The sequence below is a fragment of the Microcystis sp. M31BS1 genome (assembly GCF_020245285.1).
GTDB classification, from domain to species: domain Bacteria; phylum Cyanobacteriota; class Cyanobacteriia; order Cyanobacteriales; family Microcystaceae; genus Microcystis; species Microcystis panniformis.
Genome location: NZ_JADBVE010000318.1, coordinates 1 through 17,593, shown reverse-complemented (window position 1 = coordinate 17,593; position 17,593 = coordinate 1). Strand labels below are relative to the sequence as shown.

Sequence of the window (17,593 nt, the reverse complement as noted above, 5' to 3'; positions counted from 1 at the left end):
CTTCTCCCAAAGGAATTGGTTATGTTAGTGGAGATACCGAAAAACAGCTATCTGTAAGCGATACCAGTTGGAAACGATTGGGACAGATAGCTGTTAGCAAGATTCAGTTAATCCGTCGTTCTAACGGTTTAATTGTTTCTCGCTAACTTATATAAAGCCGCCCTCCGTTATCGCTAAAGGGCGGGGTTTCAGACCCAATTTTTCGATGACTGTACTGACCGAAGGAATCGCGCCCCACGGTGGGCAATTAATTAATCGTATTGCTACCGCTGCCGAAAAAGCTGAATTTCTGGCCCTAGCTGAAAAACTACCGCGAGTTTCCCTAGATGAACGATCGCTCTCGGATTTAGTTATGATTGCTATTGGTGGTTTCAGTCCCCTTAAAGGCTTTATGGAACAGGACGACTACGAAAAAGTCGTCGATGATATGCGTCTAATCAATGGTTTACCCTGGGCAATTCCCGTGACTCTTTCCGTTAGGGAAGAAGTGGCGGATCCCCTCAAAGAAGGCAACTGGATTCGTTTAGATGACAGCGAAGGCAACTTTGTCGGAGTCCTGGAACTAACCCAAAAATACCGTTATAATAAGGCCCACGAAGCAGTTAACGTCTATCGTACCGACGACCAGAAACACCCCGGGGTAAAAGTCCTCTACGAACAGGGAGAAATTAACCTCGCGGGTCCAATTTGGTTACTTCAGCGTGATCCTCATCCTCAGTTTCCCAAATATCAGATCGATCCTCTGCAATCGCGCAAGATGTTCCACGAAAAAGCTTGGAAAACAATTGTCGGTTTCCAAACCCGTAATCCCATCCACCGGGCCCACGAATACATTCAAAAATGCGCCCTAGAAGTGGTAGATGGTTTATTCTTGCATCCTCTTGTCGGCGCTACCAAAAGCGATGATGTGCCGGCCGATGTGCGGATGCGTTGCTATGAGATCATGATGGATAAATACTTCCCCCAAGATCGCGTTATTCTAGCTATCAACCCCTCAGCTATGCGTTATGCCGGCCCCCGGGAAGCAATTTTCCACGCTATTATCCGTAAAAACTACGGTTGTACCCATTTTATCGTCGGTCGTGACCATGCCGGAGTCGGCGACTACTACGGAACCTACGATGCCCAGTATATCTTTGATGAGTTCGAGCCGGGGGAATTGGGAATCGTGCCGATGAAGTTTGAACACGCTTTCTACTGCACCCGCACTTCGGGAATGGCAACCACCAAAACTAGCCCCAGTTTACCGGAAGAAAGAATACACCTTTCGGGAACAAAAGTCCGGGAACTGCTGCGTAAAGGAGAATTACCACCTCCAGAATTTTCCCGTCCGGAAGTGGCTGCCGAATTAATCCGGGCTATGCGAGGATCATGAACATAACTAGGCGAGAATTGATCCAGCAGACAGGTTGGGGGTTGCTGACTTTGGCGATTAGTCAAGGAACCCTTAACCGTCATTTGGCCGCTCTCGCCGCTCCTAATCCTCGAAAATTGGCTCTTTTAGTCGGTATTGACCAGTATGGGGCGAATATTCCGCCGCTGCCCGGTTGTCTCACCGATGTGGAGTTACAAAAAGACCTTCTCCGTTATCGTTTTGGCTTTCAGGATGCTGATATAGTGACTTTAACGGGAAAAAAAGCCAGTCGAGAAGCGATCGAAGCGGCTTTTTTAGAACACCTGATCGCCCAAGCCAGGGCAGGGGATGTGGTCATTTTTCACTTTAGTGGTTATGGCAGTGTTGGGGCCGGAAAAGAGGTTTTTATTACTGCTCATGGGGCAGAAAATGCTTTACTTAAGGAAAATATCCTGCTGATGGCTCGCTGTCTAGCTACGGATAAGTTTAGCTTGATTTTTGATAGTAGTCATCTCCCCCAACCTCAGCCCTATCTCGGTAATCTCCGCGTTCGTTCCTATCCCGAAAGCCTTGGGGAGCTTAACCCTGCCGAATTAACTTTCGCTGCCGATATTAAAACCCGTTTTAACCTCAAAAATAAGCCTAGTAACGGCGTTATTCTCGCTGCCGCTAAACCAGAGCAAATCGCCCTGGAATTGAGCGGTAATAGCCCCAATGCTGGCTTATTCACCTATGATCTCACGCAGTATCTCTGGCAAGCTTGCCCCAGTCCGACAATTGCGATCGCTTTTCCCCATCTCCGTAATCTTGTCGCTAGTCACAGCAGTGAACAACAGCAGCCGGCAATCCTAACCAGTAATCAAAAAAATAATTCTGCGCCGCCTTATCATACAACGTCAGAAACGTCAAGGGGGGGCGCAGCAATTGTTACAAATCTTATTGATGAACGCACCCTAGAAGTCAATCTGGTCGGCCTGCCCTTAGAAATCCTAGAAAATTACGGAATTAACTCCTGTTTGAGCTTTATTGGGGCGACTGGGGAGGAAATCAGCCTACAAATTCTCTCCCGTCAGGGTTTAAAAGCCAAAGCGCAATTATTATCCCCGGCTGCTTCCCTAGAAATAGGACAGATTCTACAGGAAAAATTGCGGGTTTTTCCCAGTCAAATCGGCTTAATCGTCGGTTTGGATGGTAACTTAACCCGAATTGAACGGGTAGATGCCACCAGTACCTTTGCCGGTTTGCCCGATGTGGCCGCCGTGGTTAACATTGGTGAACAAACGGTAGATTGTCTCTTAAGTCGAGTTGGTGGCGAAGAAACTGGCAATTATCAGTTATTATCTGCCAATGGCTCCCTAATTATCGGTAGTTTAGGGGCGGCCAACGAAGCCATTAAATCGGGGATCAAACGACTGCAATCCCAACTAGAAACCCTGCTGGCCTGCAAATTGTGGCACTTGTTGATCAATCAAGAATCCTCCGGTTTAGCCGTCATTGTCACCCTGGAAAGCCTCGATCAAACCTATATCTCGACGGTACAAACCCAAAAAATTGCGGGTAGCAAGGGGATTAATACCGCTAAAAATGACTTAATTCTGCCCGTCGGGACAGAAATTCGCTATCAAATCGAAAATCAAGAAGAACAACCCCTCTACGCAATGATCCTTGTCCTCAACAGCGATTGCCAACCGCTTTTATACTGTTCCCGTCCAGAAAACCCCGATAATTTCACCAATTCTAGCCCATTAGCCCCCTTTGTCGTGGCGGCCAAAACCAAGGCCACCATCCCCAATTCCGGCCAAGGGCATTGGAAAATTAGTCAACCCAAGGGCATCAGAGAGAATATACTGATCCTCAGTCGCCATCCTTTCCCGAACACCTTGACCCTTCTCAATGCCACTCAAAGCCTCAAGGGAGAAGCAACCCAACTGCTCACCCTGACTAACCCCCTAGAAATAGCCAGAGCTTTCTGGAGCGATCTAAAATTAGATTTAGGTCTAAAAATGGATAATTCTGGCAGTGTCATTGATGAATACGCCTTTGATCTGGGAACTTGGTCAGGTTTCCGGTTTATTTATCAAGTTATCGACTAAATCGATAGAATGATTCTATGGAATCCTTGAAAAGAAAAGGTTAAAATTCTAACACAGCTACCCCTAAATTTCCCGATGAATCTTCTGCCCCGGACCACCCAAAGCCGCCTCAAAAAAATCCCACAAATTCCCAGTGTTTGGGAAGGAGATCGTCGTGCTTTATCCTTATCCGAGAGAATGCCCCGGGCTACCCTAGAACCAAATCAAGAAAGCGGTGGCGAGTGCGTGATCTGGGTGGATGGTAGCGAGGGCTGTGTACGCTCTATGGAAGTAGTTTCCCCCGAAACCGGGCCCGAGGCCATGGTGAGAACCTTAATCCGTGCCATCGAAACGCCGCAAAGTCCCGCCCGGCCAGCTAGACCGAAAAAAATTATCGTCCGCGATCGAGAAACACAGTTTTTTCTGCGCGGGGTACTGCAAGATCTCGATATCACCATCGATTATGTCCCCAATTTGCCCCTGATCGATGATCTCTTTCGTGGATTCGACGAATTCCAAAATAACCGCCCCCCAGCAATTCCTCCCGCTTGGCAGTCCGTTTTAGTGAAAACCGCTCACGAAATTTGGAAAGCTGAACCCTGGTCCTGTTTAGCTGATTACGATATTTTGGAAATTAAGCTCGATCGCCCCGATTTCCCGCATCTTTACGCCTGTGTCATGGGAATGCTCGGTCGGGAATACGGAGTCATTCTCTATCGTTCCCTAGCATCCCTCAAACAATTCCGCCAGTCCGCTTTAGAAGAAAAATCGATGGAAAGATTAGAAAAAGCCTTTCTTTCCCAAGATTGCTGGTTTTTAAGCTACGAATTGGCCGATGATGATGAGGACGATGATGAGGATGACTACGATCTGGCCTCGGCTCCCCCTTCCCAGATCCATCCAGTTTTCGGCAGCGTGCATCCCTACGAAGGTATTCGCCCCTATTTGGATGAAGAAGAAGCAATCACGGTATATTTAGCTTTAATGGCTCTGTTGCGCTTTTTTAAAGGCAATCAATCCGCTTTATCCGAAGAACCGATCGGAGAATTACAGCGTCGTTTTCGCATTCCCCTCGATCCCGAACAAGCAAAAGGGGAAACCGTGGCCGTGACGGTGGCCACGATGCCCGATCTATGTGCGGAATTTATGCAACTCTTAGAGGAGGAGGACGACGATGAGGATGATGAGGATGATGAGGAAGAATCCGTACTCAAGGAAAATCTAGTCCCCGATAATGCACATCTGAGTCTGGGAATGGTTCCCTGGCAATTATTAGATAAAATTCGCAGTCGTCCGAAAATCCATTATCAACCCCAATCCGTACCCACAAAAGGGGAGGGTTTCCCCGTGGTCATGATCCAGACCTCCCGACCGAAAGCCAAGGAACTGATCGAAAAAATCGAACAAGCTGGCGGTTTGGAGGCTATTGGTTTTAACCCCGGCGAAGATCCCCTCGAAGATACCCGTTATGATCTGGGGATTCTGAAAATGGCTAACGGTGATCTTTATCTATTTGGGGAATTCGAGCAAGATGATCCCGACCACCGTACCGCGCGCCGCAATTGGCAAAAACGCATCAAAAATACCGAGGGTTATTGTGGTTTGATTATTGCTATGGGTGTAACTGGTTCCTCCTGCGGTAATCCCCAATTAAACGATATGTTAGCCCTCTACGAGGCAAAATCGATCAATAGTAAAGATTTAGACTTGGGAGTTTTGACTCTTATGCCTCACTTCGGTTAATTTGAACCGGCAGCGGCGCAGCTTTTTTCAGTGAACAGTGATCAGTTTGCTTGGCAAATTCATTGACATACTCCCACCGTCAAGCTGCGCTATGAAGTGTAGAAATATGCCCATGACGAATCGATTTTTACCGCCGCGCATGGGCAGAAATTCCCTTAATGGGTAGGTCAACTTCGATCAGGCGTTTAGGGTAGGTCATCAGGGTTAAAATTTTACAATTTGGTTAAAAAATCCCACTCATTAAACCAAGTCGAGCGATCAACAAGATTGAGTAATGAAATAAAATCTTGCTCAATATTGAACTCTATATTATAAGGTTTGGTCACTTGATTGATAATTGCTTGAACATCATTTTTATTAGCCATTTTATAAAATTCACGATTGTCATTGATGTTTTTTAAATACCTCCTAAATAGAGTATTTAGACTAATATCCTTTTCTCTAATAGGATTTTGGTTATTCAAAAAATCCCTTTTACTTAGTTGTTCCCTGACGTTGGCATACCGATGGCAAGTCTCATCAATATAGTTATCATCAAGACTCTCTAGCTTTTGTTGCATAATTGTTAAATAATGATTCTCTAGGGATTGTACCAAAGCAGATCGATCAACATTAATATCATCTTTTTTGGCTTCTAGCCATTTTTTTAGTAGATGAGATAACTTGATCAAATCCATTAATAAAATTGACTCAAAAGTATAAGACGGAGTGATATAAGTTGGAATTTTAAAATGACTACCCAGTGCTTCAATAAGCTTATCACGGTGATCATCCTCAATAAAATCACGATCAAAGACGAGAAAAGCCTTACTCCAAAGCGTTTCTTGATTCTTAATTTGCTGAAAAACTGTCTTATAACTAGGTAAATCCTTAAAAATTTGAGAGACTCCACCTATCACCCAAAAGACATATTTTTTGGTATTTACCCCTAAAGTCATTTTTTGTAACAATGTATAAATTGCTTTTGCATCATCCTGACCTTCCACAAATAAAATATGATCTGCCTCAATAGCATTGATAAAGTCTAAACCATTACTATTACCCAAAGAACTAATAATCGGATTCAGACTAGAGGGATAAATTCCTTTAAAACGAGAGCCAACATCTAAACTATGTTCATCTTTAACCACAGAAGTATAGTGATAGTTGGGTCTGTTTTCAATATGAAAAAGCTGATACAGAGGAACCTGACGAATTAGAGTCTCATTATGAGTTGTTAAAAAGATTTGAGTATTTGTCGAAAATCTAAGAACCGTATCGATTAAACGTTTTTGAATATCCCGATGAATATGACTATCAGGCTCATCAAATAAAATTAAGTTTAGGTCTCTAGTTTTTTCTGGTGCGTAAAGATTCAATAAAATAACAATAATTTGTAACGTTCCACTTCCCAATAGAGAAATATCTTTCTCAATGTCTCTTGACTCGATTTTATAATCAATCACTGATTTTATATCTTTTTGGATATCACTTTTAGGGAAAAACTCAATTTTTTTATCGCCGTTAAAGAGAATATATGATAAATCTCGAATAAATTTATTGTAAAGATTTTCATTTCGATTGGTATCATAATAAAGATTGTATAAACGATTACGAACAACTTCAACAGACTCTCTTTTTTGAATAGATTCAATAATTTGTGGACGAGTCACAAATCTCTCCTCAGTTCTGATGGTAGCTACAGGAGAAGCAAAAGATGCACTAATAGGGTTGGGAAAATTTTCAAAAAACTCATTGAATCCTCTAAAGTTATATTGGTTATAATTCAAAAGCTCGATAACATAATTTAAACCAGAGGTCTTGATAGAAAAACCAATTTCTAAATTTATATTTTCTTTATTTAAATTAATAGACAATTCAATAGGAGCAGTTGTATCACGTTGATAAAAGATATCGTCAATATTTGAAGTTCTAACCGTTTTAATAGTTTCGTAAGGAAAATATTTTTCTGTTGTATGACCGAGAATATAATCACCTTTTTTGTACAACTCTTTATATCCTTTGCCCGCTTGCCGAATTAGCTTATTAAAACACTCATGCCAAAGAGCGATCGCCTCTAGCAAATTGGTTTTTCCTGAATTATTAACCCCAGTAAAGACATTAAAATCAGGATCTAGATCTACGGTAACATTTTGAAAAGACTTAAAATTTTTAATCTGAATTTTGCTGATCTTCATTCCCGTTCATCCTGCCGTAGAATTGCCTCTAGTCCAAGCTGATAATGTTCAATGCTTGTAACAGGTTGCCGTCCTAGCGTAACCGCATCTCGAATGACATAAACTTCCGACATTGTCCCACAGTTAAACACCATATAGAGCTAATAGTCCCGCTTTAATCGTTCGGCTGTTTTATACTTATCTTTGATGTTAGCATAATTGGGAAGTAGGTTAGCCCAATTAAATCTAATTACGGAGCAGCCTCGTAGGTTGGTTTGAGCGAAACAATACTTAGGAGAAAACGTATTAATTCAATTGAAAAAGCGACACCCAACCACCCCAACGCTTACTGCTTAACTCTCAAAGTAATTGGCTGATAGCATTTTTCTTGATTCGTGGCAGGCATCCTACTCGCCTCTCCCACCCCCCCCCTTGTCCCCCCGATGTCGGGGGGGTAGGGGGTGAGGGTAATTAACCATCTCTGCCATTACTTGAGAAAAACGGTATCAGTAGATTGACAAAAATTGGGCTGCAGCCTTAGTTCTGATCACTGATCACTGAAATCGCCAAAATTAAGCGATAATGTAAAGTAAAGTAAAACTTTCTGGACAAATTCTTATTATGGTGTTATTCGGATTCGGAAAAAAATTAACTTTGCCCACCGTAAGGGAGGCCCTACCCGGGCGATCGGAAAAAATGCCCGTACCTAGCACCCACTACGTTAACGGTCATCCTTTGCAGCCCCCCTTCCCCGGCGGTATGGAAACCGCAATGTTTGGTTTAGGCTGTTTTTGGGGAGCAGAGCGCAAATTTTGGCAATTAGAAGGAGTTTACACCACGGCCGTAGGTTATGCGGCTGGTATCACCCCTAATCCCACCTATCAGGAAGTGTGTACCGGCATGACTGGGCATAATGAAGTGGTCTTAGTGGTCTATGATCCCAGTGTGATTTCCTACGAACAACTGTTAAAGGTTTTCTGGGAAAGTCATAATCCCACCCAAGGAATGCGTCAGGGTAATGATACGGGGACTCAGTATCGATCGGGTATCTATACCTATAGTCCCCAGCAAAAGGAATTAGCGGAAAAATCTCGATCGATCTACCAAGAAGCCCTCAATAAAGCCGGCCATGGTCAAATTACCACGGAAATTATCGACGCACCTGAATTTTATTATGCTGAAGTTTATCATCAGCAGTATTTAGCGAAAAATCCCGGCGGTTACTGTGGTTTAGGGGGAACGAAAGTGGAATGTCCCATCGCTCTTGATCTGAAGTTAAATTAAGTAGGATTAGCCGTCAGTTATCAGTTATCAGTTATCAGTTATCAGTGATCAGTTTTCAGTTTTCATTCATAATTTATCATTCATAATTTATAGCGTTTCCTGTTCGCAAGAGGTACATTATCGATGTTGAAAAGCCTAATCAGCAAAGGTTTAACTGTCACACCCAAGTGTGAGAACCGCTATATCATTCAGATCACAAAATATCTTTTCTTTTTTGCAACCAAGAGGTAAGGAGAAAATAAATAAGGGAATGAAGAATTAAAACTCCCCAATTCAATAACAAATTATTGATAGATAATTGATAAACTTGATTGGTATCCTCAAAGGGTAAAGGGATATTAAAGTCATTTTTTTCTTTCGCTTCTGCAATCATAGCTTCCACCTCTACTAATACCCCGTAGGCACCAATCGACCAGCGACTAATCATCAACCATGATAGATATTTTCCCAGACCTTCTAAGTTAAATAATACCCCAGCAAAGATAATCTGAGGAATTAAAATTAAAGGTAATGCGCTATTTGCTTGAGTGATATTACTAACGCCAGCAGAAATTAATAAACCGAGATTAATTGCCGCAAATATAGTTAAAAATGTGGTAATAAAACAGCCAATTAACCAGGTCATTAATTCTGGTTGCGGGTCAGTAAATCCCCAAAATATCACGCAGGTAATTACAATTGTTTGCAGAAAAGCTAAGGCTGCTAAAACCAGAATTTTCGAGAATAAATAGGGTAATAATCCCAGATTAACTAATCTTTCTCGCTGATAAATGGCTGATTCTTTGACAATTTCCTGTAGGGAACAGGCAAAACCTACCCACAATTCCGCGCAGGTAAAAACAAAGAGAGTTTTTAAGGCTAAAGTTGCCGATTCGATAGCATCTTCAGTCCCAGCATTATCTCCCAAAAATAAAGGATCTTTGTCCCCTAAAACCATGGCCATTAAAAAAATTCCGATCGGGGCGGTTAATAGGTATAAAATTAAACTAAATTGATCACGGATAATTAACTTGCTATACCGTTGACATAAGACCTGTAGTTGTTGCCAAAAAGATTGTTGAACCTGTTGCGGTTTACTATGATTTTGCTGAAATATTTTACCGATTCTTGCTTCAATATTATTTTTGTAGTAGTCGGATTTTTGGAAACGTTGGCATTCTTGCTCAACTTTTTCGCTAGTTTCCAGATGAATATAAATATCGGCAAAATCCCCCTGAGGTAAAGAGAAAAAATTTAAGGCCTCCCCCGGAGAACCAAAATAACATAAATTGCCCCCTTGACCAAGAAAAACTAATCGATCGCAGAGATTGATATTATTAGTAGCATGGGTAACTAGGAGAATTGTTCTGCCTTCTTTGGCCAATTTTGCCAGCAATTCCATCATCTTTTTATCTAAACCGGGGTCTAATCCCGAGGTGGGTTCATCTAAAAAGAATAATTTGGGATTGGCTAATAATTCTACCGCAATACTCACCCTTTTTAACTGACCACCGCTTAAGTCTCTGACTAAAGTATTTCTTCTTTCTAATAATTCCACCTGCTGCAGGGTTTTCTCGATCACTTCTTGGCAATTAAGATCCGGAGGTAGCCTTAATTTAGAAGCGTAATATAACACTTCTCCCACGGTTAAATCCCTGTGGACGATATCGTATTGGGGAACATAACCGATTTGGGTGCGATAGATATTAAAATTCTGGCGCAGCTCTTCCCCATTCAGATAAACAGTTCCCGAGGTGGTGGGTTCAATTCCTAATAAAGTCTTTAAGAAAGTCGATTTTCCCGCACCACTTCCCCCGACAATTGCCACTAATTGACTCGGTTCGATCGGTAAGGAGATATGATTGAGAATTATCAAAGGTTGTTTCTTTTTATCCCGCACCATCCTGACGATATCTTCGGCATCCAGACGGATATTATCCCCCGTATCTAATAAAACTAAGTCATCTCCCTGCAACCGAAAACTATAGGGGCCGATTCTCACCGTACAACCGTTAGTTAAAATGGCACTACCCGATACTTTTTCTCCGTCGATAAAGACTCCATTGGTGCTTTTGTCGTAGAGAATATAACGATTCTGGTTATCGCTATCGATAATCGCGTGTTGTCGGGAAATTGTCGGCGCGTCTAAAACCACAGTCGCGGTATTATCTCGTCCTAAAACTACACTGCGATTGCTTAGGGAAACCGATTTAAAAGCTAAAGGTGGGCTTTTTACCTGTTGGTTAGGATGATAATAGGTGATCTTGACCGAATTTTTGACATCTTGACCGATATGAATCTCATCCCCATTTTGTAAAAGATAGCCCTCTTTGGGAGTAATCACGCGATTGTTGATAAAAAGTTGATTGGAACTAGGATTAGTCCCGTCTCCATCGTAGATATAGTAATCATCTCCCTGACGACGAAAACAAGCTTGTACTCGACTCACCACCGTCCAGTGTTGGGGAACAACTAAATCCACCTGTTGACCATCCCGACCCAATTTATAATTAGGACGACTCAGATTAATAGAAGGGAGAATTTCTCCCTGATTGTTAAGAATAATGTAGGGTTCTTGACTAATAACCGTTTTAATGTTGGGAGAATTGGTCATAAAAATTCGATCGGTAGATGGCGTTCGCGAGGGACGGTAAGAAGCTAAGATAGAATTGATGTCTCGATCGCTACTGTTAACCTCAGAGTCTGGAACGAACTCTAGAGATCATCTTAGTAAAACTTCTTAGGATCGATCGAGCTTGTCTAAATTCCTATTCCTAAGACCTATCCACAGGTTATCGTGCTGTTAGACGATGGTTACAACTCCTATTTCTCCTACCGCCAAGGTTTCTAAAGTCGAAGGTATCAAAGAACGCAGTAATTATCTACGAGAACCTTTGGCCAGTGAACTCCTCGAAGATACAACCCATTTTACCGATGCGGCGGTGCAGATCCTCAAATTTCACGGTTCCTATCAACAGGATAATCGCGACAATAGAGCCAAAGGTCAAGAAAAAGACTATCAAATGATGTTGCGTACCCGCAGTCCGGGGGGTTTTATTCCCGCGCAACTATATCTTACCCTCGATAGTTTGTCCGATCGCTACGGTAACGGCACTTTACGCGTGACAACCCGCCAAGGCTTCCAATTACACGGCATTTTAAAGAAAAATCTCAAAGCTACCCTCGGGGAAATTATCCGCAGTATGGGATCCACTTTAGCGGCCTGTGGTGATGTTAACCGCAATGTCACTGCACCGCCAGCCCCCTACAAAAATCGCCCCGAATACGGCTATGCTTGGGAATATGCCAATAATATCGCCGATTTGCTCACTCCCCAAACTGGAGCTTACTACGAAATTTGGCTCGATGGCGAAAAAGTAATCAGTGCAGAAGAAGCGCCGGAAGTCAAGACCGCGAGACAAAAAGATACAAATGGCATTAACAAAAACGATCCGATCGAACCGATCTACGGTCAACATTATATGCCCCGTAAGTTCAAGATGGGTGTCACCGTGCCGGGAGACAACTCCATCGATATCTACACCAATGACATCGGTTTAGTGGTGATTACCGACGCAAATGGTCAATTACAGGGTTTTAACATCCTTGCGGGGGGTGGACTGGGAAGGACCCACAATAAGGAAGAAACTTTCCCCAGAATGGCCGATGCGATCGGTTATGTGGACAAAGAAAATGTGTACGATCTGGTAAAAGCGATCGTGGCAACCCAAAGAGATTACGGAGATCGCGGCGATCGTCGTCATGCCAGAATGAAATATATCCTCGAAGAATGGGGAGTAGAAAAATTCCGCAGCACTGTTGAGGGTTATTTCGGTCAAAAAATTGCCCCCTACCAATCCCTCCCCGATTGGAAATATCAAGACTTTTTGGGATGGAATGAACAGGGAGACGGAAAATTATTTTTTGGTCTTTCTGTGGAGAATGGCCGGGTCAAAAATGAAGGCAGTTTTCAGCTAAAAACCGCCTTAAAAGTGATTATCGAGCGTTTTCAGCTGCCCATGCGCTTGACGGCTAACCATAATATCATTCTCTACGAAATCGAACCCCAGGATCAACAAGCGATCGAGGCGATCCTGAAAGAACACGGAATTGTCACCAATCCCGCCGAAATTGACCCTTTAACCCGTTATTCCATGGCCTGTCCCGCTTGGCCTACCTGTGGATTAGCGATTACTGAGTCAGAAAGAATCTTACCCAGCGTGATTGAACGCATTCGCGCCCTGCTTAATCGCTTAGGATTAAGCAAAGAGCAATTTGTCATCCGCATGACAGGATGTCCTAATGGCTGCGCGCGTCCCTATATGGCAGAATTAGGATTTGTGGGTAGCGCTCCCAATTCCTACCAACTCTGGTTAGGGGGAACAGCCGATCAAACTCGACTAGCGCGCCCCTATTTGGATAAAATGGCGATCGATGATCTAGAAAAGGTCTTAGAACCGATTTTCGTTTACTTCCAACAGGATCAACAAAATAACGAAACCTTCGGAGAATTCTGTCATCGAGTCAATTTCCCTGCTTTACAAGCATTTTCAGCCACCTACACACCTAAAATGACCGAAACTACTACCACTGAATCAAAACCCAAACGCGTGCGTAAAAATCAAAACCGTGTCAGCGTCCCCGATGATATGTTTGTCCGTCTCAAGGAAGCTTCGGAAACGGAAAAACGGCCGATGAATCAAATCATCAATGAGGCGCTAGAGGCCTATTTCAGCCAAAAATCCTAATCAGTTATCAAGGTGGGACTTAACCCACCTTTTTTTAATTAGTATATTCATAGGGTCGGTCTGTCGAAAAAATCATCGTCCATCACATCATCTTGGTTACGCGATATGGTGCAACAATTGGGGCAGTTTCTCAACCCTCAAGCGGGAAGTATAGAGGAATATCAGAAGTTTTTATCAGAAGTCTTACAAGCAGAATATGACAGTAATAGCGATCCTACGGTGGTTTATCCTATCCTACAACGCGGTCAACATCTGTTAGATGATATCTTTGCCCAACTGTTGCAACAATGGGCTAGATATAGGTTTTCTCAAGGGAAACCAGAAGAAGTGGCGGCTATTGTCGGGGTGATTCAGAATTTATGTATTAAGATTGCAGATTTTCCTTTGGGAAGTCGGGCTAATAATCTAGAAATCGCTATTACAGGCTATCAGACCCTCTTAGAAGTATATACCCGTCAAGCTTTTCCTGAAAAATGGGCAAGGATACAAAATAATCTGGGGAATGCTTATAGACATCGCATCAGAGGGGAAAGGGCAGATAATCTAGAGTTAGCTATTGTTGCTTATAATCTGTCTTTAGAAGTATATACCCGTGAGGCTTTTCCTTATGAATGGGCAATGATAAAAAATAATCTGGGTAATGCTTATAGTGATCGTATCAGAGGGGAAAGGGCAGAAAATTTAGAGTTAGCTATTGTTGCTTATAACCAGTCTTTAGAAGTCTATACCCGTGATGCTTTTCCTTATGAATGGGCAGGGGTACAAAATAATCTGGGTACTGCTTATAGTAATCGCATCAGAGGGGAAAGGGCAGATAATCTAGAGTTAGCTATAGCAGCATTAAACCAGTCTTTAGAAGTATATACCCGTCAAGCTTTTCCTGAAGATTGGGCAGTAATACAAAATAATCTAGGGACTGCTTATAGTGATCGTATTAGAGGGGAAAGGGCAGATAATCTAGAGTTAGCTATTGTTGCTTATAACCAGTCTTTAGAAGTCTATACCCGTGAAGCCTTTTCTTATGAATGGGCAAGGACACAAAATAATCTGGGTGCTGCTTATAGTCAACGCATCAGAGGGGAAAGGGCAGAAAATTTAGAGTTAGCTATTGTTGCTTATAACCTGTCTTTAGAAGTCTATACCCGTGATGCTTTTCCTTATGAATGGGCAAGGACACAAAATAATCTGGGGAATGCTTATAGACATCGCATCAGAGGGCAAAGGGCAGATAATCTAGAGTTAGCTATTGTTGCTTACAACCAGTCTTTAGAAGTGTTGACCCGTGATGCTTTTCCTCAAGATTGGGCAGTAACACAAAATAATCTGGGGTCTGCTTACATAAACAGAATCAAAGGAGACATAGTAGAGAATATAGAAACCGCAATTTTCTGTTATCAAGAAGCCTTAAAAATTCGTACTTTTGATGTCTTTCCTCTTGACTGGGCAACTACTCAAAATAATTTAGGCAATGCTTATAGTGAACGAATTAGAGGCAATAAAGCCGAGAATATCGAAAATGCAATTGTCTGTTATCAAGAAGCCTTACAAATTTATACCCGTCAAGCCTTTCCAAGAGATTGGGCAGAGACACAATATAATTTAGCCAATACTCTCAGAGAACGATTTAAACTTCTTGGTAAAGTGGCAGACATTCAACAAGCAATTAACTCTTATAAACAAGCTGGAGAAATTATTGAAAAAACCGAAGACAAAACCTTATATTTTAACTATTCCTATCAATTAGGAAAAGCTTTATTTGAGGGCGGATATTATACAGAAGCTATTGAACACTTAGAAAATTGTCAGCAACGTTATCAAAAACAAAAGGATATTAGTAGTTTGGCTCCAATTTTATTGGAACTTGCCCGTCTCTATCATCGCACTGGTAGGCTCGAACAGGCAAGACTTTATTTTAAAGATTCTTTACGTCTATTCCGCCGTTTGGGTGATCAAGATAATGTGGCTTCTGTGACAACTGCACTGGGCAATCTAGAAATACAAATTGGCAAGATTTCCCAAGCTTGTAGTCATTTAAAAGAGGCACAAACATATTATCAAGAAAAAAATAATTCAGAACGACTAGAGGAAATTAATTATCTACTAAAAATTCTACAATCTGTGTAAAAAATGTCAAGACTCAGCCGTTATCAATCAACTCTCAAAAGATGGGGACTTATAGAAAATCCTTTTCGACCAACTCCCCCCGATGATCGCAAAAAATTAGCAAAGATTTTTTATGGACGAGATCAAGTTTTAGATATAGTTATTCCGACCCTCTATGAAGGACGTAATATCTTAGTTAGGGGGGCTTGGGGTATTGGTAAAACTGCCTTAATTTTTAATTTAATTAACCAGTTACAACAGGAAGTTAACCAATTAAATGAAAAAATGTTATTGCTTTATATTAGCAGTATTCCTGGGGAAAGTTCCACGGAATTTTATCGTGCTTTATTATTAGCTGTAGCCGATAGTTTAGCGGATAGTGATCAAGAATCAGAAGACATTGCTAATACGCTTTTAGGTTATTCTATCCAACGCAATAAAACCACTACTGAAGGACAAGTTAAATTAGGCTTTTTATCCTTTGGCAAAAAGGAAGAATCCCCTGCTAATCAACTGACTCCCACTGCCAATGCTGATCCCTATCCTTTACTCATTCGTTTATTAAATAAAGCCGAAGAAATTTATTCTCGTATTGTTATTGCTATTGATGATTTTGACAAAAAAGACCCCATTGTTGTCCAGACAATTTTAGAAAGTAGTTTAGATTTATTTCGGATGGGAAAACATCGGGGATTTATCATGACAGGAAGAGGCTTTACCGAGTTTCAAGAAGCAACCTTAAAAGCCCTTGGTATCTTTTCTGAAGATATTCCCCTCGAACCCATGAGTCAAGATGATTTACGTCACATTGCTATTAATTATCTTAATAGTGCCAGAAACGAACAGCGAAATGATCCCTATCCTTTCACAGAGGAAGTCATCAATTTAATTACGGGTTACGCTCAAGGAATTCCTCGAGAACTGAATACTATCTGTGAAAAAGTATTACGGCAAGCTGCTTCAGAAGGATATGAAATTATTGATGAAACTGCTTTTTATTCAATTTGGCAAATCCTTCAAGAAAAATTTACTTATCCCTTAAGTCCTCAGTTTCGTCATTTATTATACGTTGCTCATCAAGCCGGTGGCATTAGTGAGAATATTTCTGATCAAACTTTGGCTAAACTTGATGCTATAACCTTTGTTGCTCTCTTGCCCCAACTTAAATCGATGGAAGAACAAGGATTATTAATTCGTCAAGAAGATCAAAGCGGTTTTCGTTTTGTTCCTTCCCAATTATTTCAACCTAAGTTACTCCCTGAGTCTCAGTCTGAGTAAATAATAATTGAAGCCATTAGGGGAGTTATAAAAATCGATCAAGCAAAAAAGCAACTAGGTAATGATTGGGTAGTGGTGGTGAGCCATGGTGCTTATCTTGTATGAAGTGTGTAAAATATTTGTTAATAAGTATCTAAGCACAATTAATTACACATCTAAGCCACTACTCCGTCAGACTTCTGCGGTGGTGAGCAAACAGAGAACTGAAAACGCAAATCCGATCCCTAATAAGTAGTCATGCAAAATTAATTACCTGCCCGATCGAGCTAAAACCCTTACGGGGCAATGATCGTCATGTGTAAATAATTTTGCCTAGGTACTTAGCTTTATCCCGTCTCCCGTCTCCCGTCTCCCGTCTCCCGTCTCCCGTCTCCTGTCTCCTGTCTCCTGTCTCCTGTCTCGACTAGGAAATTAATTTTGCACGACTACTTAACAATAATTTGCTCAACTCACTATCTTTATCTAAAAAAATGGAGAATCCCGTTGGGGCTATTTGATACTTTATTTATGACTAAGATAACCAACAAAGCAAAGCGTTAAACCTTCGTCCCCACTCCCCAACCACTCACGGATTAATTTGGCTCTTCGTTACCCTTTATGCTAAATCAACAGACAAGATGCCAAGATAACATACTTCTAACCCAAAAATTACGAAAGTTTCTCAAGCCATAGCCTCTCCGTTTTATTAGTTTAAGTTTATTGTTGATTCCCTCGACCACCCCATTCGTTGTCCTTTGCTCGAAATAACTAATGATTTCTCCAAACCAGTTTCGGATTGTTTGACAACTCTTGGTAAAAACACTGGAGGATTTTGCCAACCATTCCGAGATGGATAGCAGTCCTTCTGTCGGATTCTCTGAGGTTTCATAAATCTTT

10 protein-coding genes and 1 pseudogene are annotated in these 17,593 nt (G+C 41.7%); 8 read left to right on the top strand and 3 right to left on the bottom strand.

Translation table 11 applies throughout. The features are described from left to right. From IM509_RS24395 to IM509_RS18205, 4 genes and pseudogenes are all read left to right on the top strand, one after another. Positions 1-146 (top strand): annotated as a pseudogene (locus IM509_RS24395) (RRXRR domain-containing protein); the annotation flags it as partial. Positions 147-205: 59 nt separating this feature from the next. Beyond that, positions 206-1,375 carry a sulfate adenylyltransferase gene (sat, locus tag IM509_RS18215; protein WP_185237337.1) on the top strand — a complete coding sequence of 390 codons (1,170 nt, stop codon included), beginning with the start codon at positions 206-208 and terminating at the stop codon, positions 1,373-1,375. Further along, complete coding sequence (locus tag IM509_RS18210) at positions 1,372-3,447, top strand: caspase family protein (RefSeq protein WP_185237336.1); 2,076 nt, start codon at positions 1,372-1,374, stop codon at positions 3,445-3,447. Before sat ends, IM509_RS18210 begins: the two co-directional genes overlap by 4 nt. Before the next feature lie 75 nt (positions 3,448-3,522). Next, the gene (locus IM509_RS18205; protein ID WP_052276697.1) at positions 3,523-5,169 is read left to right on the top strand and encodes a DUF6930 domain-containing protein; all 1,647 of its coding nucleotides are present in this window, start codon (positions 3,523-3,525) and stop codon (positions 5,167-5,169) included. A 212-nt stretch (positions 5,170-5,381) separates the two neighbouring features. On the opposite strand, the gene IM509_RS18200 is transcribed toward IM509_RS18205, so the two are convergent. Then, positions 5,382-7,346, bottom strand: coding sequence for an ATP-dependent nuclease (locus IM509_RS18200; protein WP_185237335.1), 1,965 nt, complete (start codon positions 7,344-7,346; stop codon positions 5,382-5,384). A gap of 600 nt (positions 7,347-7,946) precedes the next feature. On the opposite strand from IM509_RS18200, the gene msrA reads away from it, so the two are divergent. After that, positions 7,947-8,609, top strand: coding sequence for a peptide-methionine (S)-S-oxide reductase MsrA (msrA, locus tag IM509_RS18195; protein ID WP_052276695.1), 663 nt, complete (start codon positions 7,947-7,949; stop codon positions 8,607-8,609). Positions 8,610-8,802: 193 nt separating this feature from the next. On the opposite strand, the gene IM509_RS18190 is transcribed toward msrA, so the two are convergent. After that, the gene (locus tag IM509_RS18190) at positions 8,803-11,202 is read right to left on the bottom strand and encodes an FHA domain-containing protein (protein WP_185237334.1); all 2,400 of its coding nucleotides are present in this window, start codon (positions 11,200-11,202) and stop codon (positions 8,803-8,805) included. Between the two features lie 196 nt (positions 11,203-11,398). Here IM509_RS18190 and sir point away from each other — a divergent pair, with 196 nt between their 5' ends. The 3 genes from sir to IM509_RS18175 all read left to right on the top strand — a co-directional run bounded on the left by sir (position 11,399) and on the right by IM509_RS18175 (position 16,717). Continuing rightward, the gene (gene sir / locus IM509_RS18185; protein ID WP_185237333.1) at positions 11,399-13,336 is read left to right on the top strand and encodes a sulfite reductase, ferredoxin dependent; all 1,938 of its coding nucleotides are present in this window, start codon (positions 11,399-11,401) and stop codon (positions 13,334-13,336) included. A 105-nt stretch (positions 13,337-13,441) separates the two neighbouring features. Then, complete coding sequence (locus IM509_RS18180; protein WP_185237332.1) at positions 13,442-15,460, top strand: tetratricopeptide repeat protein; 2,019 nt, start codon at positions 13,442-13,444, stop codon at positions 15,458-15,460. A gap of 3 nt (positions 15,461-15,463) precedes the next feature. After that, on the top strand, positions 15,464-16,717 hold the full coding sequence (locus IM509_RS18175) for a P-loop NTPase fold protein (protein ID WP_185237331.1): 1,254 nt from the start codon (positions 15,464-15,466) through the stop codon (positions 16,715-16,717). A gap of 605 nt (positions 16,718-17,322) precedes the next feature. Here IM509_RS18175 and IM509_RS18170 read toward each other — a convergent pair. Next, a partial coding sequence (locus IM509_RS18170) for a transposase (protein WP_287695470.1) occupies positions 17,323-17,593 on the bottom strand: 271 nt, incomplete at its 5' end.

Excerpts from the sequence above, each read along its gene's own strand:
- sat (WP_185237337.1), top strand. The coding sequence starts at position 206 with ATGACTGTACTGACCGAAGGAATCGCGCCCCACGGTGGGCAATTAATT.
- IM509_RS18210 (WP_185237336.1), top strand. The coding sequence starts at position 1,372 with ATGAACATAACTAGGCGAGAATTGATCCAGCAGACAGGTTGGGGGTTG.
- IM509_RS18205 (WP_052276697.1), top strand. The coding sequence starts at position 3,523 with ATGAATCTTCTGCCCCGGACCACCCAAAGCCGCCTCAAAAAAATCCCA.
- IM509_RS18200 (WP_185237335.1), bottom strand. The coding sequence starts at position 7,346 with ATGAAGATCAGCAAAATTCAGATTAAAAATTTTAAGTCTTTTCAAAAT.
- msrA (WP_052276695.1), top strand. The coding sequence starts at position 7,947 with ATGGTGTTATTCGGATTCGGAAAAAAATTAACTTTGCCCACCGTAAGG.
- IM509_RS18190 (WP_185237334.1), bottom strand. The coding sequence starts at position 11,202 with ATGACCAATTCTCCCAACATTAAAACGGTTATTAGTCAAGAACCCTAC.
- sir (WP_185237333.1), top strand. The coding sequence starts at position 11,399 with ATGGTTACAACTCCTATTTCTCCTACCGCCAAGGTTTCTAAAGTCGAA.
- IM509_RS18180 (WP_185237332.1), top strand. The coding sequence starts at position 13,442 with ATGGTGCAACAATTGGGGCAGTTTCTCAACCCTCAAGCGGGAAGTATA.
- IM509_RS18175 (WP_185237331.1), top strand. The coding sequence starts at position 15,464 with ATGTCAAGACTCAGCCGTTATCAATCAACTCTCAAAAGATGGGGACTT.